The 24,134-nt window shown below is 63.6% G+C and carries 21 protein-coding genes and 1 tRNA gene; 7 read left to right on the top strand and 15 right to left on the bottom strand.

All coding sequences use genetic code 11. The features are described from left to right. Positions 1-48: 48 nt before the first annotated feature. Positions 49-621 carry a translation initiation factor IF-3 gene (gene infC / locus JYP50_RS05005; RefSeq protein ID WP_431311288.1) on the bottom strand — a complete coding sequence of 191 codons (573 nt, stop codon included), beginning with the start codon at positions 619-621 and terminating at the stop codon, positions 49-51. Next, a complete protein-coding gene (gene thrS / locus JYP50_RS05000) occupies positions 584-2,521 on the bottom strand; it encodes a threonine--tRNA ligase (RefSeq protein ID WP_206559389.1) in 1,938 nt (645 codons plus the stop codon). The genes infC and thrS overlap by 38 nt, the downstream gene beginning before the upstream one ends. Before the next feature lie 356 nt (positions 2,522-2,877). Between thrS and JYP50_RS04995 the strand changes: the two genes are divergently transcribed. Next, entirely contained in the window at positions 2,878-3,357 is a 480-nt protein-coding gene (locus JYP50_RS04995) for a (2Fe-2S)-binding protein (protein ID WP_206559388.1), read from the top strand. Then, complete coding sequence (locus JYP50_RS04990; RefSeq protein WP_206559387.1) at positions 3,354-5,609, top strand: xanthine dehydrogenase family protein molybdopterin-binding subunit; 2,256 nt, start codon at positions 3,354-3,356, stop codon at positions 5,607-5,609. Before JYP50_RS04995 ends, JYP50_RS04990 begins: the two co-directional genes overlap by 4 nt. A 238-nt stretch (positions 5,610-5,847) precedes the next feature. Here the strand turns inward: JYP50_RS04990 and JYP50_RS04985 are convergent, their stop codons facing one another. The 3 genes from JYP50_RS04985 to JYP50_RS04975 are packed head-to-tail and all read right to left on the bottom strand — an operon-like array spanning position 5,848 to position 9,177. Further along, the gene (locus JYP50_RS04985) at positions 5,848-6,294 is read right to left on the bottom strand and encodes a hypothetical protein (RefSeq protein WP_206559386.1); all 447 of its coding nucleotides are present in this window, start codon (positions 6,292-6,294) and stop codon (positions 5,848-5,850) included. Further along, a complete protein-coding gene (locus tag JYP50_RS04980; protein WP_347136723.1) occupies positions 6,291-6,983 on the bottom strand; it encodes a class GN sortase in 693 nt (230 codons plus the stop codon). Before JYP50_RS04980 ends, JYP50_RS04985 begins: the two co-directional genes overlap by 4 nt. Then, positions 6,964-9,177, bottom strand: coding sequence for a marine proteobacterial sortase target protein (locus JYP50_RS04975; protein ID WP_206559384.1), 2,214 nt, complete (start codon positions 9,175-9,177; stop codon positions 6,964-6,966). The genes JYP50_RS04980 and JYP50_RS04975 overlap by 20 nt, the downstream gene beginning before the upstream one ends. A gap of 165 nt (positions 9,178-9,342) precedes the next feature. On the opposite strand from JYP50_RS04975, the gene pdsR reads away from it, so the two are divergent. Both pdsR and JYP50_RS04965 read left to right on the top strand, forming a co-directional pair. After that, complete coding sequence (gene pdsR / locus JYP50_RS04970; protein ID WP_206559383.1) at positions 9,343-10,041, top strand: proteobacterial dedicated sortase system response regulator; 699 nt, start codon at positions 9,343-9,345, stop codon at positions 10,039-10,041. Beyond that, on the top strand, positions 10,038-12,119 hold the full coding sequence (locus JYP50_RS04965; RefSeq protein ID WP_206559382.1) for an ATP-binding protein: 2,082 nt from the start codon (positions 10,038-10,040) through the stop codon (positions 12,117-12,119). Before pdsR ends, JYP50_RS04965 begins: the two co-directional genes overlap by 4 nt. Here JYP50_RS04965 and JYP50_RS04960 read toward each other — a convergent pair. Beyond that, on the bottom strand, positions 12,116-12,403 hold the full coding sequence (locus JYP50_RS04960) for a hypothetical protein (protein WP_206559381.1): 288 nt from the start codon (positions 12,401-12,403) through the stop codon (positions 12,116-12,118). The genes JYP50_RS04965 and JYP50_RS04960 overlap by 4 nt on opposite strands. Before the next feature lie 53 nt (positions 12,404-12,456). Then, positions 12,457-14,475 (bottom strand): excinuclease ABC subunit UvrB, encoded by a 2,019-nt coding sequence (gene uvrB, locus JYP50_RS04955; RefSeq protein ID WP_206559380.1) that lies wholly within the window; start codon positions 14,473-14,475, stop codon positions 12,457-12,459. Between the two features lie 164 nt (positions 14,476-14,639). Between uvrB and JYP50_RS04950 the strand changes: the two genes are divergently transcribed. After that, positions 14,640-14,715: transfer RNA gene (locus tag JYP50_RS04950), tRNA-Asn, on the top strand. A 667-nt stretch (positions 14,716-15,382) separates the two neighbouring features. Here JYP50_RS04950 and JYP50_RS04945 read toward each other — a convergent pair. The 5 genes from JYP50_RS04945 to JYP50_RS04925 all read right to left on the bottom strand — a co-directional run bounded on the left by JYP50_RS04945 (position 15,383) and on the right by JYP50_RS04925 (position 19,012). Continuing rightward, a complete protein-coding gene (locus JYP50_RS04945; protein WP_241262884.1) occupies positions 15,383-16,096 on the bottom strand; it encodes a C39 family peptidase in 714 nt (237 codons plus the stop codon). Next, positions 16,077-16,367, bottom strand: coding sequence for a hypothetical protein (locus JYP50_RS04940; RefSeq protein WP_206559378.1), 291 nt, complete (start codon positions 16,365-16,367; stop codon positions 16,077-16,079). Before JYP50_RS04940 ends, JYP50_RS04945 begins: the two co-directional genes overlap by 20 nt. 97 nt (positions 16,368-16,464) lie before the next feature. Next, the gene (locus JYP50_RS04935; protein ID WP_206559377.1) at positions 16,465-16,794 is read right to left on the bottom strand and encodes a hypothetical protein; all 330 of its coding nucleotides are present in this window, start codon (positions 16,792-16,794) and stop codon (positions 16,465-16,467) included. Positions 16,795-16,849: 55 nt separating this feature from the next. After that, a complete protein-coding gene (locus JYP50_RS04930) occupies positions 16,850-17,710 on the bottom strand; it encodes a hypothetical protein (protein WP_206559376.1) in 861 nt (286 codons plus the stop codon). 111 nt (positions 17,711-17,821) lie between these two features. Continuing rightward, on the bottom strand, positions 17,822-19,012 hold the full coding sequence (locus tag JYP50_RS04925) for a DUF1214 domain-containing protein (RefSeq protein ID WP_206559375.1): 1,191 nt from the start codon (positions 19,010-19,012) through the stop codon (positions 17,822-17,824). A gap of 287 nt (positions 19,013-19,299) precedes the next feature. Between JYP50_RS04925 and JYP50_RS04920 the strand changes: the two genes are divergently transcribed. Together JYP50_RS04920 and JYP50_RS04915 are read left to right on the top strand one after the other, a co-directional pair. Further along, positions 19,300-20,586 (top strand): sulfotransferase family protein, encoded by a 1,287-nt coding sequence (locus JYP50_RS04920; RefSeq protein ID WP_206559374.1) that lies wholly within the window; start codon positions 19,300-19,302, stop codon positions 20,584-20,586. Positions 20,587-20,699: 113 nt separating this feature from the next. Beyond that, positions 20,700-21,116 (top strand): DUF6524 family protein, encoded by a 417-nt coding sequence (locus JYP50_RS04915; protein WP_206559373.1) that lies wholly within the window; start codon positions 20,700-20,702, stop codon positions 21,114-21,116. A gap of 90 nt (positions 21,117-21,206) precedes the next feature. Here JYP50_RS04915 and JYP50_RS04910 read toward each other — a convergent pair whose 3' ends face one another. The 3 genes from JYP50_RS04910 to JYP50_RS04900 form a co-directional block, all read right to left on the bottom strand. Next, entirely contained in the window at positions 21,207-21,539 is a 333-nt protein-coding gene (locus JYP50_RS04910; RefSeq protein WP_206559372.1) for a hypothetical protein, read from the bottom strand. A gap of 173 nt (positions 21,540-21,712) precedes the next feature. Beyond that, complete coding sequence (locus JYP50_RS04905; protein WP_206559371.1) at positions 21,713-23,266, bottom strand: methyl-accepting chemotaxis protein; 1,554 nt, start codon at positions 23,264-23,266, stop codon at positions 21,713-21,715. Positions 23,267-23,768: 502 nt separating this feature from the next. After that, positions 23,769-24,134, bottom strand: a 366-nt coding sequence (locus JYP50_RS04900; protein WP_206559370.1) for a transposase, incomplete at its 5' end; no start/stop codon positions are given.

Raw genomic sequence — 24,134 nt, 5'->3', positions numbered from 1 at the left:
TCCGGATCTACGCATTGATAAAACGAAGCGCTAAGGCATTCACGGGCCCTAGTTCTTCTTCTTCGGTGCGATCACCATGGTCATCTGGCGGCCTTCCATTTTCGGGAACTGCTCCACGGAACCGAGCTCGGCGAGATCGGCTTCAACCCGTTTCAGCAATTCCAGGCCAATTTCCTGGTGAGCCATTTCACGGCCGCGAAAACGCAGCGTGACCTTGGCCTTGTCGCCCGCTTCGAGGAAACGTGTCAGGTTGCGCAGCTTGACCTGATAGTCTCCCTCTTCCGTCCCGGGACGAAATTTCATTTCCTTGACCTGTGTTCGCTTCTGCTTCTTCTTCTGGGCAGCTTTTTGCTTCTTGGCTTCGAACACATGCTTGCCGTAGTCCATGATCTTGCAGACTGCGGGATCTGAATCAGCAATCAGAACCAGGTCCATACTGGCCTGTTCCGCGGCCGCCTTGGCCTCACTCAGTGGAACAATCCCGACCTGTTCGCCATCGGCGCCAATCAGGCGCACCGGGTCATGGGTGATCTGGTCGTTGGTGAGGGCCTTCTTCGAGGCGCCTTTGCTGGCACTGTTTCTCTTAATGCTGATTCTCCATTGCAATTGCAATACGGCCACGACGCGCCACATCGTCCGCGAGCTGCGTTACAAACGCATCGAGGTCCATCGACCCCAAGTCCTCGCCACGACGGGCCCGCACGGCCACGGTCTGTGTTTCCACTTCCTTGTCCCCCACCACGAGCAGATAGGGAACCTTCTGAAGAGTGTGCTCGCGGATTTTAAAGCCGATTTTCTCATTTCTCAAGTCGGAAACGACCCGAAAGCCCTTGTTTTGCAAGGATTCTTCCACTTTTCGGGCGTAATCGGCCTGTTTATCGGTAATATTCAACACTACCGCCTGGGTCGGCGCGAGCCAGGTGGGGAACACGCCCTCGTAGTGTTCGATCAGAATCCCGATGAATCGCTCGAAGGAGCCCAGGATCGCCCGGTGCAGCATCACCGGCACCTGGCGGGAGCCGTCCTCGGCCACGTACTGGGCGTCGAGCCGGCCCGGCATGGAGAAATCCACCTGGATGGTGCCCAGCTGCCACACCCGGCCGATGCAGTCCTTGAGGGAGAATTCGATCTTCGGCCCGTAGAAGGCGCCCTCCCCGGGCAGTTCCTGCCAGGGCAGTTCGTGAGCGTCGAGGGCGTCGGCCAGGGCTTTCTCCGCCCGATCCCAGTCGGTGTCGGAGCCCACCCGCTGGTCGGGGCGGGTGGACAGGCGGTAGATGATCTCGTCGAAACCGAAGTCGGCGTAGACCCCGTGCAGGAAGTCGATGAAATCCGCCACCTCGGGCTGAATCTGCTCCTCGGTACAGAAGATGTGGGCGTCGTCCTGGACGAAGCCGCGCACCCGCATCAGGCCGTGCAGGGAGCCGGAGGGCTCGTTGCGGTGGCAGGAGCCGAACTCCGCCAGGCGCAGGGGCAGGTCGCGGTAGGACTTCAGGCCCTGGTTGAATACCTGCACGTGGCAGGGGCAGTTCATCGGCTTGACCGCGAACTCCCGCTCGTCGCTGGGCAGCATGAACATGTCGTCGCCGAATTTGTCGGCGTGACCGGAGCGCTGCCACAGGGAGATATCCACCAGTTGCGGGGTCTTGATCTCGTCGTAGCCGTGCTCGCGCTGGGCGCGGCGCATGTACTGCTCGATGGTCTGGTAGATGCTCCAGCCGGCCGGGTGCCAGAACACCATGCCGGGGGCCTCTTCCTGGGTGTGGAACAGGTCCAGCTTCTTGCCGATCTTGCGGTGATCGCGCTTCTCGGCCTCGGCGATGCGGTTCAGGTAGGCCTTGAGTTCCTTCTTGTTGGCCCAGGCGGTGCCATAGATGCGCTGCAGCATCTCATTGCTGGAGTCGCCGCGCCAGTAGGCGCCGGCCACCTTGGTCAACTTGAAGGCCTTGAGTTTGCCGGTGCTGGGCACGTGGGGGCCACGGCACAGGTCCATCCAGGGGCCCTGGCGGTAGATGGACAGCTCTTCATCCGCCGGCAAATCCTCGATGATCTGCACCTTGTAGTGCTCGCCCATATTGCGGAACAGCTCCACGGCCTTGTCGCGGCCCATCACCACGCGCTCGACGGGGAGGTCCGCGGCGACAATCTCGGCCATGCGCTTTTCGATCTTCTCCAGATCCTCCGGGGTGAAGCTGTGGCCGGTGGCGAAGTCGTAGTAAAAGCCATCCTCGATCACCGGACCGATGGTGACCTGGGTGCCCGGGAACAGTTCCTGGGTGGCCATGGCCAGCAGGTGGGCGGTGGAGTGGCGAATCACTTCCAGGCCGGCCTCGTCGCGCTCGGTGATGATGGCCAGTTCCGCGTCGTTCTCGATCACATGGGAGGTATCCACCTCGCGGCCATCGACCACGCCAGCCAGGGCGGCCTTGGCCAGGCCGGGGCCGATATCGGCGGCGACGTCGTGGACGGATACGGGGGCGTCGAAAGTGCGTTGGCTACCGTCGGGCAGGGTAATAACAGGCATGAGCTTTCCTTTGTCCAGTGGTGGCCCCTACTAAAGGCCACGTGAGTCAGCGTCAATCTAAGATCGGGGGCTGAGATTCTTTTCGTCCCGAACCGAAAAATTCGAGGGCGCGCATGGTAGCACAGCGCGCACCAAGCCCAAAATCCCGATAAAAGGGAATAAAAGGGGTCAGAACCCTTTATTAAAGGGTTCTGACCCCTTTTATTCCCTTTTATTCCGAAAATTGGTATGCGTCCCTGTTTGGGGGCGGTTTATCGCGGGGAGGGCTCGCTTCGTCGCAGCGGGGCCGCGGTGTTGTTGCGGAGGCGGCGCCCCCTGCCTAGGCTGGCAAACACCAGAATAGCGGGATACAGCCCATGATCCAGTTTTCGGTCAATGGCGAGGCCGTCGCCCACACCGGCGACCCGGAAGAACCCCTGCTGTGGGTGCTGCGCGACTCACTGGGATTGACCGGCACCAAGTTCGGCTGCGGCGCTGGCCTGTGCGGTGCCTGCACCGTGCATGTGGATGGCGCCGCGCGGCGCGCCTGCGTCACGCCGGTCAAAACCGTCGAAGGGCAGGCGGTGACCACCATCGAGGGGCTCGGCGCGCAGGGCCTGCACCCGGTGCAGCAGGCCTGGATCGCCGAGGACGTGGCCCAATGCGGCTACTGCCAGGCGGGACAGATCATGGCCGCGGTGGACCTGCTGCGGCAGGTGCCGAACCCCAGCGACGCCGATATCGAGCGCCTGCAAACCAACCTCTGCCGCTGCGGCACCTATACCCGGGTGCGCAAGGCCATCTTCCGCGCGGCGGCCGCGCAGGGCCGGACACCGGCGACGGAGGGTGAATCATGAACGACGCAGCCCACCTCCCCCGCCGGCGCTTCCTGCAGCTCGGCGCCGCCGTCGGCGGCGGCCTGCTGCTGGGCATCCGGCTTCCGGCTCTCGGCGAGGAAAAGCCCGCGGGCAGCATCGGCGCGCCCCCCGAGGGCACCCTGGCCTTTTTTGTCCGCATCGACCCCGACGGTGCCGTCACCATCGGCTCGCCACAGCCGGAAATGGGCCAGGGCGTAAAGACCTCCTTGCCCATGCTGATCGCCGAGGAACTGGACGTGGACTGGGCGCGGGTGCGCGTGGCGCAAATGCCGATGGGCATCCAGCGCAACACCGAGGGCCAGATGAGCTGGCTGCACGTGGGCCAGGGCGCCGGCGGCAGCACCAGCATCGCTTCCAGCTGGCAGCCCCTGCGCGAAGCCGGGGCCACGGCCCGCCAACTCCTGACGCAGGCGGCGGCAAACCGCTGGCAGGTGGACATCGGCAGCCTGTCGACGGAACCGGGCGCGGTGGTGCACGCCGGCGGCAACCGCCGCCTGGGCTACGGCGAGCTGGCCGCGGAGGCGGCGCGCCTGCCCCTGCCGACGGCACCCCCGCCGCTCAAGGCGCCCGGGGAGTTCCGCATCATCGGCACCCCGCGCCCGGTGGTTGACGCCGAGGATATCGTCACCGGCCGGGCCCGCTACGGTATCGACGCCCGCCTGCCCGGACAGGTCTATGCCGTAATCGAGCGCTGTCCCTGGCTGGACGGGCGCCTGCTGACCGTGGACGACAAGGCCGCGCGGGCGGTGCCGGGGGTGATCGACATCGTCCTCATCGAAGGTCCTGCGGCGGGGGAACCCTACACGGTGCTGGCCAGCGGCGTGGCCGTGGTGGCCTCCTCCACCTGGGCCGCCGAACGCGGCCGCCGGGCATTGAACATCCGCTGGGATCGCGGGCCCCACGCCAAGGAAAGCAGCGCGGGATTGCGCCGGCGGATGGAGGAAGCCCTGGCCGCCTCCGATGGGCAGGTGGTGCTCGATGAGGGCGACGTCGAGCAGGCCTTCGCCGGGGCCAGTGACAGCGTCGAGGCGAGCTACTACGTTCCCTACGTGGCGCATGCCACCCTGGAGCCCCAGTGCTGCCTGGTGGAGGTGCGCGAGGACGGCGCCACCGTGATCGGCCCGATCCAGATGCCGGCCGCGGCCTCGCGCATGGTGCACCAGCTCACCGGGCTGGACCGGCTGTCGATAGAGGTACAAATGACCCGCCTGGGCGGCGGTTTTGGCCGCCGCCTTACGGTGGACTATGTGGCGGAAGCCACACTCATCGCCCAACAGGTGAAGCGCCCGGTGAAGCTCCAGTGGAACCGCCGCGACGACCTGCACCACGACTTCTACCGCCCCGGCGGGCTGCAGCAGCTGCGCGCGGCATTGAACGACAAGGGTGAAGTAACCGCCTGGCGCCAGCGCCTAGCCAGCCCCTCCAAGTACTACCGGCGCGATGGCGTGGCCGAGGATGGCATGTGGGAGTCGGAACTCTACCCCGACGATCCGCCCCGGCGGCTGGTGCCCCATCTGCGCCTGGAGTACTTCGCCATGCAGTCGGGCATGCCGCGCGGCTCCTGGCGGGCGCCGGCCCACTGCGCCAATGCCTTCGCGGTGCAGAGTTTTATCGACGAGCTGGCACACCGCGTCAACGCGGACCCGCTGCAATTCCAGTTGCGCCTGCTCGGCGAGCCGCGGGAATTCCCCTACGAACAGCACGGCGGCCCGATATTCGACACCGGGCGCCTGGCGGGGGTGCTGCGGCTGGCCGCGGAGCGGGCCGACTGGGGCAGCCCCATGCCCGCGGGCTCCGGCCGGGGAATCGCCGGCCACTTCACCTTCGGCGGCTACTGCGCCTATGTGGTGGAAGTCACCGTCACCGACGGCAAGCTGCGCGTCGACCGTGTGGTCGGCGCCCTGGACTGCGGCCTGGCAGTCAATCCCAACCACGTCAAAGCGCAGATGGAGAGCGGCATCCACGACGGCCTGTCCACCGCCCTGCGCCTGCGCATCACGCTGCAGGACGGCCGGGTACAACAGGACAATTTCGACAGTTACCCCCTGGGCTCGCTGGCCGACGCCCCGCGGGTGGTCGAGACGTATCTCGTCGACTCCGGCGCGGCACCGTCGGGTGTCGGCGAGCCGCCGATCCCGCCCCTGGCCCCGGCCCTGACCAACGCGATATTCGCCGCCACCGGGCAGCGTATTCGCGAGTTGCCGCTGATCGATCATATCGACCTCGCTTGATTCTGGGTTGAATCAGAGTCCTTTGCCGCGGTGCGTGGCCGGTTGATATCGGCCCTGCATTTGCGGTTTATGGCCGAATGAATTCGGCCCTACATGGGTGGATTCAGCCCCCCTGTAGGGCCGAATTCATTCGGCCTCCACGACCTCCACGACCTCCACGACCTCCACGACCTCGACGACCTCAGTGACCTCGACAGCATCGACGGACACTCAACCACGTCAACGGACTGATACAAGCTCAATTCATCAGCGCAAGCAGCGGCGTGCCATCCCCAGAAGAGCCCTGCGTGGATACGCCGCGTTCCGGAACCGAGTAGCTGTGCTGCTCGCGAAACACCGACACCAGGCGGGCCGGGCCGACCAGCTGCGACGACAGGGCGGGCAACTCGCAGGTGGGCACCCGGTACTCGAGGTGCTCCCGGTAGGCCACGGTTTCCAGGTCGAAGCCGGCCAGCGCGGATTCCGGCAGCAGCAGGCGCACCACATAGCCGGCGCCGTGCACCGGCACCGCCCACTGGCGGGCGATCATCTCCGCGTAGCGCTGACGCAGCTTGAGGTAGCAAAAAAACTCGCCGCCTTGGCCCGGCTCGATGCGCCGCCAGTCGGCGCGCTCCAGGGCGGCGAGTTGCACAGGGGACAGGGTCTGGTAGAGGGCCAGCATGGGGCGGTGTGGCAGGGTTTTCATAGCTCGAACACTCCTCCGCTTGGGTGAACAGGAAACAGGTCCGGGACCGCCAGACCGGCGGCGGGCGTCCCCGCGGCGGGCGTCCCCGCGGCGGGCGTCCCCCCGGCCGGCGCGGCGCGCACCACATAGCGCAGCGGGCCGCCCGGTTGCAATGCGTCAAAGGGGTAGCAGGTCACCAGTTCCAGCCCAGCGGGGCCATCGGTGGCCGGCGACATCTGGGGCTGGCGCGCGTCGACCACCCGCGCATCCCCCACCCGGTAGGACACCCGGCGCCCGTCCGGCAGCTCCAATTGCAGACTCATCGCTGGCCGCAGGCGCTGCAGGAAACGGAAATGGGTATCGCGATGACCGGCGATGACCGCGGTGCCCGGCGCACCGGGGCGCGCGCCGGCGGCGTCCAAGCCGGGCCCGAAAGCCAGCGCGTTGCCGGTGGCGCCAGCGAGCACAAACTGATCGATACCGAGCTGCGGCACCCGCAGGCGCGCCACCGGCCAGGTATCCGCCCAGGGCCAGGGTTTGTGTACTTCTCCGCCCGCCGCCAGGGTCGCCTCCCAGGCGCGCTCCATCAGCACCGGCGCCAGGGCGGCCTTGGCGTAGATCATCCCCGCCGCGACCAGCTGCTGGGCGGCAACCGACAGCAGCACCAACAACACCCAGCTCCGCGGGCGCTCAAGACTTTTCAACAACACGGTCTTCCTCCGGGCGACGCATGACATGAACCAGCAGGGCGACGAACAGGGCCAGACAACCGAGGAAGGCCTTGGCGGGGCCGGTGGTGGCGGTGTTCGGGTAGGCATAGGGCTGGGGACTCTGCCCCCGGGGCCGGGTATTGGGCACGGGGCTGGCGCGCAGCGGCGCCCGGGGGTCGCGGCTTACCCGCTCCTCGATAGCCACAAAGCTGGTATAGGGGCTGAGCAGCTGATGGGCCAGAGCCACTTCCAGCACCCGCGGCCGAATTTCCTCCTCCGGGGTGGACGCGGAGCGCAGCGCCAGCAAACCGGCGATCTTGCGCCGCGCCCACAGGCTGGCGACGCCCTCGTGCTGTGCCGTATCCGGCCGAGCCAGGCCCGGCTGCCCCGGCACCGCGATACGCTGCCGCCAGGGGCGGCCCGCCAGCTCGCCCGACACAGCCACCTCGCCGGCGGGCAGGGCCGCGCCGAAATGCACCGCCTGCACCAGGGGCTCGCCGCGGTACAGGTCCGGTACCCGGGCCGGCCAGGCCTCCACTGCCTGGGGCCAGGCGACTCGCAATTCAGAGGCCAGCGGCGCGGAGATCCGCTCGAACAGCGCGCCCATGCGCGCGCTCACGTCCTCCACCCGACTCACCTGCACGCTGAAGCCGCGCCCGGCCTCCGCCGCCTTGCGCATGAACCATTGATTGGGGGCGGAGCCAATACCCACGGTGAACAGCCGGCTGTCGCCCAGGCGCTGCTCGATGGCCTCGAACAGGGCCTGCTCATTGCCCACCGCGCCATCGGTGATAAAGATGACCTGGCGCAGGCGCCGCACTTCCTCCTCCCCGGCCTGGGTGTCGAGCGCCCGCGCCAGCGCCGGCATCATCTCGGTACCGCCGCTGGCGTGCAGCTGGCGCACGAACTCGCCGGCCCTGGCCAGGTTGTGGCGGGTGGCGGGCACCGGCTGGTTAAACAACGCCCGTGTGCTGGAATCGAAGGCGATCACATTGAAGGTGTCCCCGGGCCGCAGCTGGCGCAACGCCAGCGCCAGGCTCTGGCGCGCCTGCTCGATGGATACCCCGCCCATGGAACCCGAAGTGTCGATCACGAACACCTGCTCCCGGGGCAGCACCTCCCCCGGCCGCTCGATGTCGGGCGGCAGCACCATCAACAGGCCGTAGTACTGGCCATCGACCGCCTCGGTAAACAGCGCCGCCCGCGGCGCGGTACCGGTCACCGGACGCCAGCGCAGCTCGAAGTCGCGATCCATCTCGGTGACACCCCGGGCCAGGGTCATGCGGTAACGCTCGCCGTCGCGGCTGAGCGCCACCTCGTGGTACAGGGCCTGCACTTCCGCCAGCGGCATGCCGGCATCCAGCTCGACCTCCACCGCCAGGGGGTTGAGCGGCGCGCTGTCGCTGCCGGGCTGGGGATAGAGGCGCGGCGTAATGGCGTCGGCGTCGGGCACCTGATCGGTGGGCGCCGCCCAGCCCAGGTAGCCATTGACCGACAGCGCCGGCGCCAACGCCGGCTCCTCGGCCCGCGGCTCGGGCCGGCGGGAAATGCCAGGGATATAGCGCGGCGTCAGCGTGGTGGGTATGCTCAGGGCGAACTCGCCACCGTCGTAGCGGGCCTGCTGAACATATTCCAAGCGTACCGTCACGGTTTCGTCGGGCGCAATGTTGGCGATGCGATTGGTGAACAGGTTGGGCCGCTGCTGTTCCACCAGCGCGGCTTTCTTGCCCGCGGCGCGGGCCTCTTGATAGAGCGCCTTGGCCTGCTCGCGCTCGCGCACCTTGCCCACCACCAGCCGCTCACCCACCTGCATCTCCAGGCGGCGCACGGCGGCATCGGGTGGCAACGGAAAACTGTAAATGCCCTCCCGCCACTCGCCGGTAGTATTGTTGAAAGTCTGCTCCAGCGTCACCACCGCCACCATGCCGGCGACACGCAGGTTCAACTGACTGTGCTGGGTGACCGCGGCGCTGTAGCTCGCGGTAGCCGGGTCGAACCAGCGCATCTCCCCGGCGCCGGTCTCGGCTTGCGCCTCGGACCGCGCCGGACTGGCCAGAATCAGCAGTAGCACCAGCACACCACTCACCGCGGTGGGCAGGGCCCGGAAACAGAACCACAGGCCGCCCCGGCCCGGGAGATCCGGCGCGGCGCCAACCGGCGCGGCACCGGATATGTTCATCGTTAATTGCTGCACGTCGTGCCTCCCTTGTTGTTGTGTTGCCATTACAGCGCGGCAATCTGGCAATTCAGGGGGGCAATTCGGGCAGTGCGGTGATCAATTGTGGCGAAATATGGCGGTGGCTTGAGCTGCCCCCGCCTTTCTGGAACCATGGCGCCTCGCCACCCGGTAACCGAACCCATGCCGAAACACATCGCCATCGTCGAGGACGAAGCCGCCCTCGCCGCCAATTACAGCGACGCACTGCGGCGCCAGGGCTTCGAGGTGGCGGTGTATGACAACCGCCCGGCCGCGGCGCGGGCCTTCGAGGCGCGCCTGCCGGACCTGGCGATCATCGACGTGGGTTTGGGCGACGAGGTGGAGGGCGGCTTCGACCTGTGCCGGGAACTGCGCAGTCGCTCGCCGGAACTGCCTATCGTATTCCTCACCGCACGCGACTCGGAGCTCGACATCATCTCCGGCCTGCGCCTGGGCGCCGACGACTACCTGACCAAGGACATCAGCCAGGCCCACATGCTGGCGCGCATCAACGCCCTGCTGCGCCGGGCCCGGGCCATGCGCGCCCCCGAGGCCGGCGAGCACCGGGTGGAACAGGGGGCGCTGGTGCTGAACCTGGAGCGCATGACCGCCAGCTGGCGCGAGGCCGCCGTCGAACTCACGGTCACCGAGTTCTGGATGGTGCACGCCCTGGCGCGCCACCCCGGGCACGTGAAAAACCGGCGGCAGCTCATGGAGGCCGCCAACGTGGTGTTGGACGACAACAGCATCACCTCCCACATCAAGCGCATTCGCCGCAAGTTCCAGCGCGTGGACACGGACTTCGACGCCATCGAAACCGCCTACGGCATGGGCTATCGCTGGCTGGGCCGCGATCGGTGAGCCTGCGCCGGCAACTGATCCTGGTCAGCCTGCTGCTGCTTACCCTGCCCTGGGCCGGCTGCCAGTTCGTGCGCGAGATCGAGGGCGCCCTGCGCCAGGGCCAGGCCCGCGCACTGGAAGCCACCGCGCAGGCCGTGGCCGCCAGCTTTGCCGACCAGCCCGAGCTGCTCTATCCCTGGCCGGGGCGCCTGGCGGAACCGGCTGACACGGATCACACCCTCTACGCCCGCGCGGCCGGGGCGCCGATCATCGTCGACGGCTACGCCGACGGCTGGCCGGAGCAGTGGACCGGCCGCTTCGCCAGCGGCGGCGGGGCGCAGCGCGCCGCCTTTCGCTACCAGGCGGCGACGCGTGACGAGCAGCTCTATCTGCTGTTGACGGTGGAGGACGAGGAGGTCGTCTACGACAACCCCGGCCTGTCACCCGAGCCCAACGGCGACCGCCTGCTGCTGCAAACCTGGCTGCACGGCAAACGCCAGCAGTATGTGATCGCCACCGCGGCCCCGGGCAGCGTGCGCGCCCGTCCCGATGGCCGGCGCCACCCGGGGGCGGATGCGCAGCGCATCCGCGGTTACTGGCAGGACACGCGCAACGGCTACACCCTGGAACTCGAGCTGCCCCTGGCCATGACCGGCGGCCGCCTCGGCCTGCAGGTGGTGAACATCAGCCGCCGCGCGGGCAGCGCACCGGTCATGGCCGGCAATATCGGGCCGCTGGATACCGCCGCCCCGCCCTGGCTGGTGTTTTCGCCAACGCCCCTGCGCGCCGCCCTCGATGCCTTCGCGACGCCCGGCCGACAGCTGCAGGTGTTCGACACCGCGGGCTGGCAACTGGCGCAGGCGGCACCGGCGACGGACAGCGTCGGCGGGGGCGCGACCGGAGACGGCAATGGCACCTTCTGGCTGTTGCAAGCGCTATACCGGCGCATCCTGGCCAGCGAGGACACCCCGCCCCTGCCCCGCACCGCGGCGGACGGCCGCCTGGCGGCGACGGAACTGGAACGGGCCCTGCGCGGCGCGGTGGACAGCCGCTGGTACCGGGAACCCGAAGGCGGCAGTCGCACGGTATTGTCGGCGGCCGCGCCGGTGCGGGCCGGGGGCCAGACCATCGGCGGCGTGGTGGTACGCCAGAGCAGCGAACAGTACCTGTCACTGACCGACCGCGCTTTCGGCCACCTGCTGGGGTACAGCCTGCTGGCCATTGGCCTCGCGGCGCTGGGGCTGCTGACCTACGCCAGCGTGCTGTCCTGGCGCATCGGGCGCCTGAGCCGCGCCGCGGGCGAGGTGGTGGACAAGGGCGCGCTGCAGCTGGAGCGCTTTCCCCGCAGCCGCGCCCGGGACGAAATCGGCGAACTATCGCGGCGCTACGCCGATCTGCTGGCGGAGCTGCAGGCCTACAACGAATACCTGCGCACCTTGAGCCGCAAGCTATCCCACGAACTGCGCACGCCCATTGCGGTCATCCAGTCCTCCCTGGACAACCTGGAGCAGGAAGACACCCGGGACCAGCGCGGCGTCTACGTGGGGCGGGCCCGGGAGGGCCTGGCGCGACTGAACCGCATCCTCACCGCGATGACCGAGGCCAGCCGCGTGGAAGAAAGCGTGCGCGGCGACCCATTGATCCCCCTGGACCTGGTGCCGCTGCTGCGGGACCTGCTGCCGGCCTACCAGGGCGCCTATCCCGGGCACCAGATCCGCCTGGACTGCAAGGTGGACAGCGCCCTGGTACTCGCCTCGCCGGACCTGCTGGTACAGGCCCTGGACAAGCTGGTGGACAACGCGGTGTCGTTTTCCGCGGAGGAAGCCCCCGTGCGCATTGGCCTGCGAGCCGAGGATACCCACTGGGAGTTGAGCGTCAGCAATCGCGGCCCCGCACTGCCGGCATCCATGCAGGGACAGCTGTTCGAAGCCATGGTGTCGGTGCGCGAGAACCGGGCCAGCGGCGGCGTCCACCTCGGCCTGGGGCTGTATATCGTTAAATTGATCAGCGAATACCTGGGCGGCAGCGCGACGGCGAGTGACCTGGCCGACGGCAGCGGCGTGTGCGTGAGCCTGCGGCTGCCCCCCGAGAAAAACTAGTTCTTACCCTGCTTGTGGTCGCGCTTGTCCTTATGTTTGTCGCGCATGTCCTCGGCCTTGTCGCCGGCGCCCTTGCGCACATCGTCCATTTTGTCACCGACGTCGTCGCGGGCATCGTCGGCGAGCCGCTCCGCGTCACAGGGCCCCTTCACGCCAATCGTAGCCTTCATCGCCGCATTGCGCGCCGCCTTGCCCGCGTCGCAGTCGATGATCTCGGGCTTGAGATCAGCCAGGGCCGGGACGGATAGCGCGAACAGCAACGCTGCGGCAGGTACTAGTTTCATCGCTTGTCTCCTTGTGCCACTGCCCACAACTATAGCCCAGAGCCGCCAGCCCGCTAGCTGACGAAAGCCAGTTGCTTGATCTCCGCCACCTGGTCGCGCAGCGCCGCGGCCTCCTCGAACTCCAGGTTTTTGGCGTGCTCCTGCATCTGCGCTTCCATCTGTTGCAACTTGCGCGCCAGGGCGGCGGGGCTGAGACTGGCGATCTCGCTGCTGTAGGGCATGGTCTGCTCGGCCACCTTGCGCCCCTTCGCCTTGCCGCGGGTGGGCATGCGCCGGGCGCCTTCCATGATGTCCTGCACCGACTTCTCCACCCCCTTCGGGGTAATGCCGTGTTCTTTGTTATGAGCCAGCTGTTTTTCCCGCCGGCGCTCGGTCTCGGCCATGGCCCGCTCCATCGAGCCGGTGATCCGGTCCGCATACAGAATCGCGCGCCCTTCCAGGTTGCGCGCGGCGCGGCCGATGGTCTGGATCAGCGAGCGGTCCGAACGCAGGAAGCCCTCCTTGTCGGCGTCGAGGATGGCCACCAGGGACACCTCGGGCATGTCCAGGCCCTCCCGCAGCAGGTTGATGCCCACCAGCACGTCGAACTCGCCCAGGCGCAGGTCGCGGATGATCTCCACCCGCTCCACGGTATCAATGTCGGAGTGCATGTAGCGCACCCGCACATCGTGTTCGGCCAGGTACTCGGTGAGATCCTCCGCCATGCGCTTGGTGAGCGTGGTGACCAGCACGCGCTGGCCGGTCCCCACCACCTTGCGGATCTCGCCCAGCAGGTCGTCCACCTGGGTGCTGGCGGGGCGCACCTCCAGCTGCGGGTCCACCAGGCCGGTGGGGCGCACCACCTGCTCCACCGTGCGCCCGGAGTGCTCCTGCTCGTAGGCCCCCGGGGTCGCCGACACGAAGATCGCCTGGGGCACCAGCCGCTCCCACTCCTCGAAACGCAGGGGGCGGTTGTCCAACGCCGAGGGCAGGCGGAAGCCGTACTCCACCAGGGTCTCCTTGCGCGAACGGTCGCCGCGGTACATGGCGCCGATCTGGGGGATGGTGGCGTGGGATTCGTCGATGATCACCAGCGCGTTGTCCGGCAGGTATTCGAACAGGGTCGGCGGCGGCTCCCCCGCCGCGCGGCCGGACAGGTAGCGGGAATAGTTTTCCACCCCGTTGCAATAGCCCAGCTCGCGGATCATCTCCAGATCGTACTTGGTGCGCTGCTGCAGGCGCTGGGCCTCCACCAGCTTGCCGGCGTCGTTGAGCTGCTTGAGACGCACGCCCAGCTCCTGCTCGATCTGCTCCACCGCGTTCAGCATCACGTCACGGGAAGTGACGTAGTGGCTCTTGGGGAAGATGGTCACCCGCGGCACCTTGGCCTGCACCTCCCCAGTGAGGGGGTCGAAGAAGGTAAGGTTCTCGATCTCCTCGTCGAACAGCTCCACCCGCACCGCCTCGCGCTCGGAATCGGCCGGGAAGATATCGATCACATCCCCCCGCACCCGGTAGGTACCGCGCTGGAAATCCACGTCGTTGCGGGTGTACTGCAGTTCCGCCAGCTGGCGCAGGATGTGCCGCTGGTCGATGATCTCCCCCCGCGACAGGTGCATCACCATCTTGAAATAGGACTGGGGGTCCCCCAACCCGTAGATCGCCGACACCGTGGCCACCACCAGGCAGTCGTCACGCTCCAGCAGGGCCTTGGTGGCCGAAAGCCGCATCTGCTCGATGTGGTCATTGACCGAGGAATCCTTCTCGATGTAGGTGTCGGAGGACGGCACATAGGCCTCCGGCTGGTAGTAGTCGTAGTAGGAGACGAAGTACTCCACCGCGTTGTCAGGGAAGAACTCCCTGAACTCCCCGTAAAGCTGGGCCGCCAGGGTCTTGTTGTGGGCCATGACAATGGTCGGCCGCTGCAGCTTCTCCACCACGTGGGCCATGGTGAAGGTCTTGCCGGAACCGGTCACCCCGAGCAGGGTCTGCGATGCCAGGCCCGCCTGCACCCCCTCCACCAGGCCCTCGATCGCCTTGGGCTGATCCCCCGCCGGGGCGAAGGCCGAATTCACCTTGAACGCTTTGGACATAATCTGTACAGCTCTACTCGCGCAAATACCCCTTGATTATCATCCACATAAGCCCGAATTGCAGCCGCCAGGGGGCCATCGAAGAGAAACTGAAATAATCGCGCCAAGGGTGTTGACCGAACCCCCATCGGTCATTAATATACGCGGCCTCTGGTTAACGCCATTCCGCCTTAGCTCAGTTGGTAGAGCAATTGACTGTTAATCAATGGGTCGCTGGTTCGAGCCCAGCAGGCGGAGCCATACAACGTAAGGCCGGTGAGGTAAGCATCTACCAACCCTCACTTTTAACGGTTTTACAGGCTATTTTAGCTACATCAAAGCCCTGATTGCTTAATCTGCATCGGGGCTTTTTTGTGCCCGCCAGATTCTCGCCGAGTGTCGATTTGCATACCACTTGCATACTGACAGGATACCGGCAGATATGGCGACCAGAGCCCCTTACGTCCTCACACTCAACGGCAACCACTACTTCCACCGCAAGCTGTCCGGGAGAATCCTACGGGTTTCCCTGAGAGCCACCGACATCCGCATAGCGGCCCACCGGGCCAGCATCCTTTACGGCTACAGCAGCCAACTTTCCCGACTGGGACTCCCTCACAACGAGATAAAGCGGCTTGTCCGCCTCCGGGCTCAACAGCTCTACGAGGAGGGCCTTGTAGGGTCCCACAGCGCCCCCGTCGTATCCCTGCCGGAACCGGGCACCACTATCCCAATCATTCTGCCCCTTCTGGTCCCTAGCCCGGTACGCGGTTGAGTGCATGACGCAATTCTTCCCAGACCTCCAAAAAGTTATACTCCAGTGAATTTAAGGGCACCCCACACTGAATTCTTAAAAATATTGAGATGACTCTGCAATACGGGCTGACCCCAGGAGTCTTTAATGAATGGGGCGGGAGTGCGCTAATACTTAAGAGCCTGGATAAAACCTTAAACGCGGCTCAAACGGCATGATCTGTTGCCCCGACCAATCGTTTCCCCAGCTTGGACTTTGCCTACGCGCCTCAGTATCAGGCAAAAAATCTAGATTCCTTTCAGCGCGTTCGGACTTTGGACTCAATAGCAAAATTTTTCCTCTACCCGTCACCGGATCAAGCCACTTACTCATGAAATCCTGACTGGTAAGCGATGTATTTCCCCAGGAAGGATCTGCAAGGTGAAAATTCTCCGCCCCGACACCCCGAAGCACAGTGAAATGCGCAAAGCCATCATGTTCGAGCGCCGCAACCGCTGGAAAACGTAACTGTCTTAATCGTTTCTCATCGAGAGACAGGCCAGTCGCGACATAACCATATTTTTGAGCCAGATATCTCAGTATCCACAAAGACACTCCGGTGCTCTCCCAATCCAAAGTGCGGCTCACAAGTGCTTCGTCCTCCAGAAGATCACTAAGTATCTGCTCTTCGGAGATCGGCTGTTGAAAATAGTGCGTGAGAAGCGTAGCCAGGGCAGCCAGGCCACAACTATATTCAAGCGACTGCTTTACAACACCATGATCACGAAGTTCCTTCCAGCTTCTAAAATCCCTGTCACCAAGAACCTCTTCTGCATTCGCGCAGATCCAAAAGCTGGCGAGAAATGGAATAAGTAGTGCATTCCGACACCTAGTGACGAGAATTCTCATCACGCTCACTGGAATCTTCTACTTGATTTGCCTCCCTTTTCGCAATTCGGGCTCCAAAATGGTCTCCAATTGCGATACAAACCAAGAATGCGGCACACCCTATTACTAAGATTACGGGCCCCGGCACCTTGTCGCCGTAAATGCAGTAAACAAGCAGCAGAAAGCCAAATACGACGACGCCCGCGGCAGCCACGATCATCCATGTATATTTTGAATACAGCTTTTCGTAACGATACTCCCTCAACTTTCTAATCAGCGCCGGATGCTTCATAACGAATCCCTTAAATATATGACATACATTTATGCGCCCACATATACAAACTAGCCCGACAGGGAAAAAATTCCAGTCGGGCTAGAAGAAGTCATAATTACTGGAGATCCGTGTTTTTATCCGAGCAGGTCAGGCACCCACCACCCGATGAGGCATAGTTCGGCACATAAACACCGTAGAAGAACGACATGAGCGCGATATCAAGGCCCGCTATTGTCGCAACCATAACCAAAGGTGCGACCTTCCCGTGCGTTTGCTGCAACTCCATGTCACTCAAAAAGTCCTCGCTTGAGATTGACGCGCCTGGTCCGAATGCAGATGAGACAACATGCCTGTCTGTCAGTTCGCTGCGCTCTGCTGCGTTTACACCTGTCGCAATCACTTGAGACAGACCGATTGCAAGGGCTACTGTGGCTAGTCTTTTCATCGTACTACTCCCTGTACTTGAGAATATTTGAGCAATTCCCATTCACTCCTATTGGTCAAAACTGATATATCCACTCCAACATCAACGAGGCTGACTCCTCCCCAGCCAAGGTAAACTCAGTGTTCGCGAATAATGTAGACTGCCTCCCGAGCCGCAGGCCTACACCCAGCTTCGTAAGTAAAAAGGTCTCACGGGAAGAGAGGCTCATCCCGTTTAGCGTTGAAGGTTGGTAAATGCGAAGCCCTACTCCGCCAAGGAGAGAAAGCCGGTGATTCACGGCAAAGTTCAGGTTTGAGTGGAATGAGGCGACATCCCCAGGATTTACCTGAACCACCCCGACAGGCCTGGATTCATAATTTGTGTAGTTTGCACTCGCACTCAGAACAACGGGATCTAATGATCGGTATATCGTTGCACCAACACTTTGTGTCTTGGCGTAAATATACTTTTCATGAGAGTAGGAGTTTCCAGCCGCTTCAAGGCTAAAATTCAATACTAATGCTGGGGTGCTGTTCTCCGGACTTACCTCCCAAGCACCACCAATCAAAAGGAATTCACGATCACTTCCCTGCTCACCAATCCCCATAGAGGCGTCAAGAGTTTGATGCCCGTAGCTGGCATTCAGCTCAACTCGTGACCCCAATCCCCAGCGAACCTGAGAGATCGCACTAGCTGTTTCAAAGCGATTAAACTGAACTAGTGAATTTTTTGAATTCAGAGCCAATGGGCCCACATTTACCAATTCACGAGTTTGCAAGTAGTCCAGCTTCACTGAGAATTTTATCGAGTGCTGCGGCGCAATAAGGTTTTCTATCTCTAATGGCGGTTGCGCTCCAATACCTGCACAGTAAAAGAACACAATCCCCAGTAGAATTAATTGAAAACGCATTCTGCGGGGTAAGTACAAACTGGGCATTCCATTGCCCTCCCAAAGTTGTCACGCTTTACTGACTTCCACTGTCAGCTAGTTTGCAGACAAACCTGGGTGGATTACACGTCATATGGAGGCAATTGAATCCAATTACTGTCACAGTGGATAAAAACGACGGGGCACTCCGCAAGTTCTTTGCTGCAAGCCTTTTCTCCTGGACTGAACAGAAACACGGGTATTGCCGCCGTCCAAGGCGTTGATCCCAGAAATCGGCACCTGCTCACAAACCGGCCTAGCCACCTCAGCAGTCCCCATCCACCGAAACGTAATATACCCATCCTCATGCCCCGAGGGATCCATCCAGTTACCGACCCCGGGGTCCTCGTGGCTGATGATCACCAGCAGGCTGCCATCCTCCTCGTAGTGGGCGTAGTGACCATTGATGCTGGTGATGCGTTGCCGGTAGTCCATGGTTTCCCACCAGTAGTTCCCGAACTCGCAGTTCCAGTAGGTGCAGTCCTTGGGCGGCGTCACCCGGATTAGCAGGGCCTCGTCCCGGGGTACGCGCCAATAGGCGATGAGTGGCGTGCCGGCGGGGGTGAAATCGATCTTTTTGTCTTCGAGTTCGCCATAGCTGACGAATTCGTTGCGGCGGGCTTTCCACAGGTCGATTTTGTCCGCCCAGAAATGGGTGGACCAGGCGACCCATCTGGCCGCGCCGAGCAGCCCCGCGCGGGCGCGCTCCGGTGTGAAATCCTCTGGCACAGCCGGTGGGCCCAGGCGCTCGATGCGCGCTTCCATGCGGCGCTCGTTTTCCCAGTCATTGAAAAACTGGCGGAAGGTCACGCGGTAGGAATCCGGGCTGGTTTTGATCCAGTTGCCGGGCTGCGGCTCGGGGCCGAGATAGAGTTCGAAATCGCCGTGCTCGTCGACCTCGAGGTCGTCCCCCAGCAGGGTGCCGACCACCGCCCCGCCCCAGGGGGTTTCGCCGTTTTCCAGTACGGTGACCGCGAAGAAGGCCGCGGTACCGCGGTTGCCGCTGATCCGGTAGGTGTCGGTGCCATTGATCGGTGCGCCCTGGTAGAGAGCGTCGGCGTTGTCGCCGCCTTGCTTGCGTACCGGGTCGAAGTAGTGCATCAGATGCGGGACGCGGGGGTCGTTGTTTTCCAGCTCGAACTGCAGCCCCAGCGAAATATTGCGCGCCAGTAAACGCAAGCCGGTGGCCCGGGTGACCGGGTTGGCCGGCGTGGTATCGCGGAATATCAGTTCGCCCGCCTCGCGCAACTCGTCGCAGAAACGGTGCCAGGTATCGCGCAGCTGCTCGTCATCCTTACAGTCGCCAAACATAAAGTCCGTCCTCTTACCGGGCCCGCTAGCTGGCCATGAATCCACCATCGGTGAGCGGGGCGCCGCCAGTGGGATTGTTGTGTCGATGCCTCACAGCAAGCTAGGGCAAGTGCTCGGCATTTGCCAGCAACGACCCAAGTCCCCGCTGGATCTACCACAAGTTTGAACCAGCGGCGCCATAGCAAGCCGCCACCGGCCCACGCAGTTGAACCGCCGCGCTTGCCCGGCGCACGGCGCTGCACCATAGTGGGTTCATCCGACCCGCCGCATTCGAGGGGCCCCAGGGCATGACTGATTTCAAGCGAGACAATGGAGCGGGACCCTCGACCCTCGCGGGGCGCTGGTCGCCACCGCCCCATCCGGACTGGCTGCGGCGCATGAACGCCGAAGGCGCCTGTTTCGACCTGCCGGGCGTGGTCCCGCTGGACGAGAACTCACTGCTGCGATGCGCACGGGAGGCCACCGGGCTCGCCGATTTTGGCGATGACGTGTGGAGGGAACCGTTCCAGGTGCTACTGAAAGCCCTGGAGGCCGAGGCAGGGCTCACCCTGATGGGCCGCCTCATGGCCCGCAGTGACATCCTGCTGTGGCTGCAAAACCGCTTGCGCATCGTCGACACCTTCCGGCGCCATCCCGAAATTCACGACGAGCCAATCGACCGACCGATTTTTATCACCGGGCTGGCCCGCTCGGGCACCTCGGTGTTGTTCGAACTGCTGTCCCGCGACCCGGCGCTGGGATCGCCCCAGACCTGGGAAACCTTCCTCAGCTGCCCTCCCCCCGCCGCGGCGAGCTACGCCACGGACCCGCGCCGGGAGCACATTCACGCCCTGGTGACCCAGTGGAGCCGCGTGGTCCCGGAGTTCGCTACCATGCACGAGATGGGCGGGCACATCCCCGCGGAGTGCGGCATGCTCTGGGCCAACACCTTTATCTCGGACCATATCGCCGCGCTCTACCAGATTCCCAGCTACCACGCCTGGTATGCCAGCGCCGACCTGGCGCCGGTCTACGCCTGGCACCGGCAGATGCTGCAATTGCTGCAGTGGCGCAACCCGCGCCGGCACTGGCTGCTCAAGGCCCCCGAGCACCTGGGGCATTTACCCGCGCTACTCGAGATCTACCCGGACGCCCGCGTCATCCAGACCCATCGCGATCCGATCCGATGCATGTCATCCGCCACCAGTCTTCTCGGCAGCCTGTACTGGATGCGCAGCGACCGGCCTTTCGACGCCACCGCCTTTGCCGGTTTGGTGGAGGGCGAAGCCACCGCCGCCCGGCTCGAACGGGTGATGGCGCAGCGCGCGGCGGGGCTGGTTCCCTCTCAAAACATTCACGACCTGCGCTACGCGGACCTGCTCACCGATCCAATGGCCTGCATCGAGGCACTCTACACCCACTTTCACATGCCGCTGACCGAGGTGACGCGCGGCGCCATGACCGCTTTCCTGGCGGACAAGCCCCAGGGCAAGTTCGGCAGCCATCAATACGGCATCAGCGCCGCGGACCACGCGTCGCGGCGGTACTTCGCCGCCTACCAGGCCCACTACGGGGTACCCAGCGAGCGGGCCTGAAACAAACCCGCCAAACGATCGCGCCAAACCGTCGCTCCAATCCTTCGCGGCTTGCCCTCACCTGACAATTGCTCTAGGTTTAGGGCCGACAACAACAGCAATGGATATCGCCCATGGCCAACAACTTCGATGCCGGCAGCTTCCTCTGGCGCTGGGTCTTCGCCCTGGCGCTGGTCCTCGGCACCTACAATCCCACCGACTACTCCTACGTCAGCTGGGTGCTCGCCGAGGGCACGCAGTTCGGACCGGTGATCGCCATCGTCGGCATCGTCCTGCTGATCCTGTGGATCATCTACTTGCGCGCCACCTTCCTGTCCATGGGCTGGCTGGGCATCATTCTGGGAGCCGCGCTGTTCGGCTGCATTGTCTGGTTGTTCGTCGATCTCGACTGGATACAGCTGGACTCCGCCAGCGCCCTGGCCTGGGTGTCACTGGTGCTGATATCGATACTACTGGCGGTGGGCATGTCCTGGTCGCACATTCGCAAGCGCCTTACTGGCCAGATCGACGTGGACGACGTGGAAGATTAGGTGCCGCTGTCGGCGCCGCGGTAGGCACCCGCAAAAACGGCCGCCCGGAAGGGCGGCCTCGGTCAGCTCTGATTCACTATGGATGGCTATTCATTCACTCAGTGACACGCGCTCGCCGCCATCGTAAGCCGGCGTACGCAGCGCGACACCATCCTTGGTTTGCAACGTCACTCCGCCCTGCTCGTCCACCCAGCAGTTGAGTACCTGGCTATCCCCCTCCGCGGGCAGGGCCTTGAGACGCAAACGGTCGCCGTCACGGCGATGCTGGATGCCGTAAAGCCGCGTGTGGGTGTCCTCACCGAGCGCCTGCCGGATATTGTCGTTACACATGGCGAGATGCGCGCGATCGTTGCGATCGGCCGCGGCGTTCAGTGATGTGGCGGCCACGGCCAGACCGATGGTAATGCTTGCGAGTTTGTTCATGGTTCTACCTCCCTATAGGTTGCTGGGAGGAAGCATAGCGGCGCCAGGGAATAAGCGTGATAGCCAGAACTGCTCGCGAGTGTTGCAAATCCGGGACACCCTGGCTCGACAAACCGTCACATGGGGCGCTCTCCCCGCCGAGCGCGAGGAAACACCTAGCCTACCAACTGGCGTCATGCGGCAAAACGCTTCCTCGCCGCCCGTGTCTCGGCTTCCGCGGCGTCGCTATCCGGCACCGGTTCAGCCCGGGTATTGTCGGGTTCGGCGGGCGCGGCGCCTTCTTCATCAGTGCGGAACCTCGCCACAAGCGCCTTGAGTTCAGCGGCCTGCCGTTCCAGCGACTGCGCCGCCGCGCTCGACTCCTGCACCAGCGAGGCGTTCTGCTGGGTCACGGTGTCAATCTGCGCAACCGCGGTTGTTACCTGGTCGATCCCGTTGATCTGTTCGTTGGTTGCGACCAGCACTTCTCCCATCATGCTCGCCAGGCCATTGATCGCCCCCACGGTGCCGTCAATGGAGTCTCCGCTATTTTCCACCTGTACCGCGCAATGCTGGATCTTCTCCTGGATTTCCTGCAGCAACACGCGAATACGGCCGGCCGATTCCGTGGCTCCGCTCGCGAGGCCGCGCACTTCCTGCGCCACCACGGCGAAGCCCCTGCCCTGCTCGCCGGCCCGCGCGGCTTCAACGGAGGCGTTCAGGGCCAGGATATTGGTCTGGAAAGCGATGCCATCGATGGTTTCTATAATGCCGTTCATCTCGGTGGACTGGGTGGCGATTTCCCGTATCAGGCCGACACTGGTACGCACTTCCTCGCCACCGCCCCCCACGCGTTCCGATGCGTTTTGGGCCTGATCCGTCGCTCGTTGCGTGGTTTGGCTATTGCGCCGGGCAGTGGCGGAAAACTGCTCCATTGTGGCCGCGGTTTCCTGCAGTGCCGCGGCCTGCTGCTCGGTACGCGAGGATAACTCCAGCGCTCCGCCCGCCACCCCGTTGGCGCCGCGATACACCGTATCTCCGGCGCGCCGCAAGCCGGCCACCAGTTCCGACAATGACGCGCTCATCTGGCGCATGGCGGCCAGTAGCTGGGCGGCTTCATCGCGGCCGTTCACCGCGATCTGATGGCGCAAATCACCCTCGCTGATCGCCCGCGCCGCCGCTACCGCCCGCCCCAGCGGGCGCACGATACTACGGGTGACAACCACCGACAGCAGACCGGCCAGTGCCAATGCCAGGAGGGCAACCGCGCACAAGCCGGTCACCGCGCGATCATAGGAGCGGTTCATGGCCGGCATTACCCCGGCCATGTGCTCCGTTGCACGGACATTGATCTCCTCGGCGTGGGATTCAAGCCGGTAAATATTCGCCTTGTACTCGGAAAACGCCGCGTTGGCCGCGCCGGGCGTGGTCAGCTCGCCCGCGACTATGCGCTCGTGGACCGCCTTGAAATCCGCCTGATAGGCCGCCAGCCCCTCCCGCGCTCCACGGTAGTGTTCGCGCAGATCATCGTCCGGCGCCAGGGAACTTCCCGTGTGCAGCTCCGCGGCCAGCTGCGTGCCAACCTGCTGCCAGCGCTCGAAATACGAGCTCACTTTTTCCGCCGAGGCGATATTGATAAACACGTCCTTCTCGAAGCGCCGCTCCTGGAGCGCGAGGATCTGGACACGCTGGGCATTGAGTGCCAGCGCCGCGGCCCCGTTGATGGCTTCGTCAGCGGATGATTTCAATTTCGACAGGTAGTACAGGCCTACCCCGGTTGCCCAAATCAAAAATACACAGACGATGGCAAAAGCGATGGCGAGCCTGGCGCCAATCTTGATCCGGTTCAGAATACCCTCCTACTTGGGATTCGATTACCCCAATTCACCAAAAGATCGGCCGCGAAAGGCCGATACTTTAACTATTGGACGCACATTGCAGAGATGGTAGAGGCGGCCGATGAAAGAATTGTGAACACTAACAATTACAGCCCGGCCCGCGAAAGGTCATGGTCGCCACGATAAACCGGGGCCAACAATGACCAGGATAAGACACGGCGGTCACGATAAACCGTTTCGCAGTTGCGCTCTGTGACGCGTTTGCCAATCCATCGGTAACGAGGCTGTAGAAAAACCGACTCGGAAAGCGAACACATTTCCTCTACGGTTTTCCCTGGATTTTCAAAGCACAAATCGTTGTCAGAACGCATTTTCAGTATATATTCCTCTCGGAGTCACGCTGGGCCGCTTTCTAACTCGCTAACCGTCCATAGTTCTTTAACTTCTCAATATTATGTACCATACAGTACAGTTGCCATTGTCCCTGAACCTTGGTTTTTCCGCGTAAACTGAACTTGTTTAGGCGCTTATTAAAGCCTATGTTACCAAAAACGGGCTCCACCACTGACAATCTGTGGCCGTAAATAGCTTTGCCTCGATCGCTATCCACCCGGTGCTTCATCCAGTCGGTATAGGTGGGCTTGCGTTTTCCATCGAGCTGAAACGATACCTGTCGACCGGCACCTTTTCGATGATCCGCAGCTTTGGGGTTATGCATGCATCGCGTTTTGAGTGGGCAGTGCCTACATTGCAACAGTCTGCCCTCAAAGTAAGCTGT

The sequence above is a fragment of the Parahaliea mediterranea genome (genome assembly GCF_017255185.1).
Taxonomy (GTDB): domain Bacteria; phylum Pseudomonadota; class Gammaproteobacteria; order Pseudomonadales; family Halieaceae; genus JAFKCZ01.
Note: the sequence above shows the minus strand (reverse complement) of the source record. Positions and strands in the feature narration are given on the sequence as shown.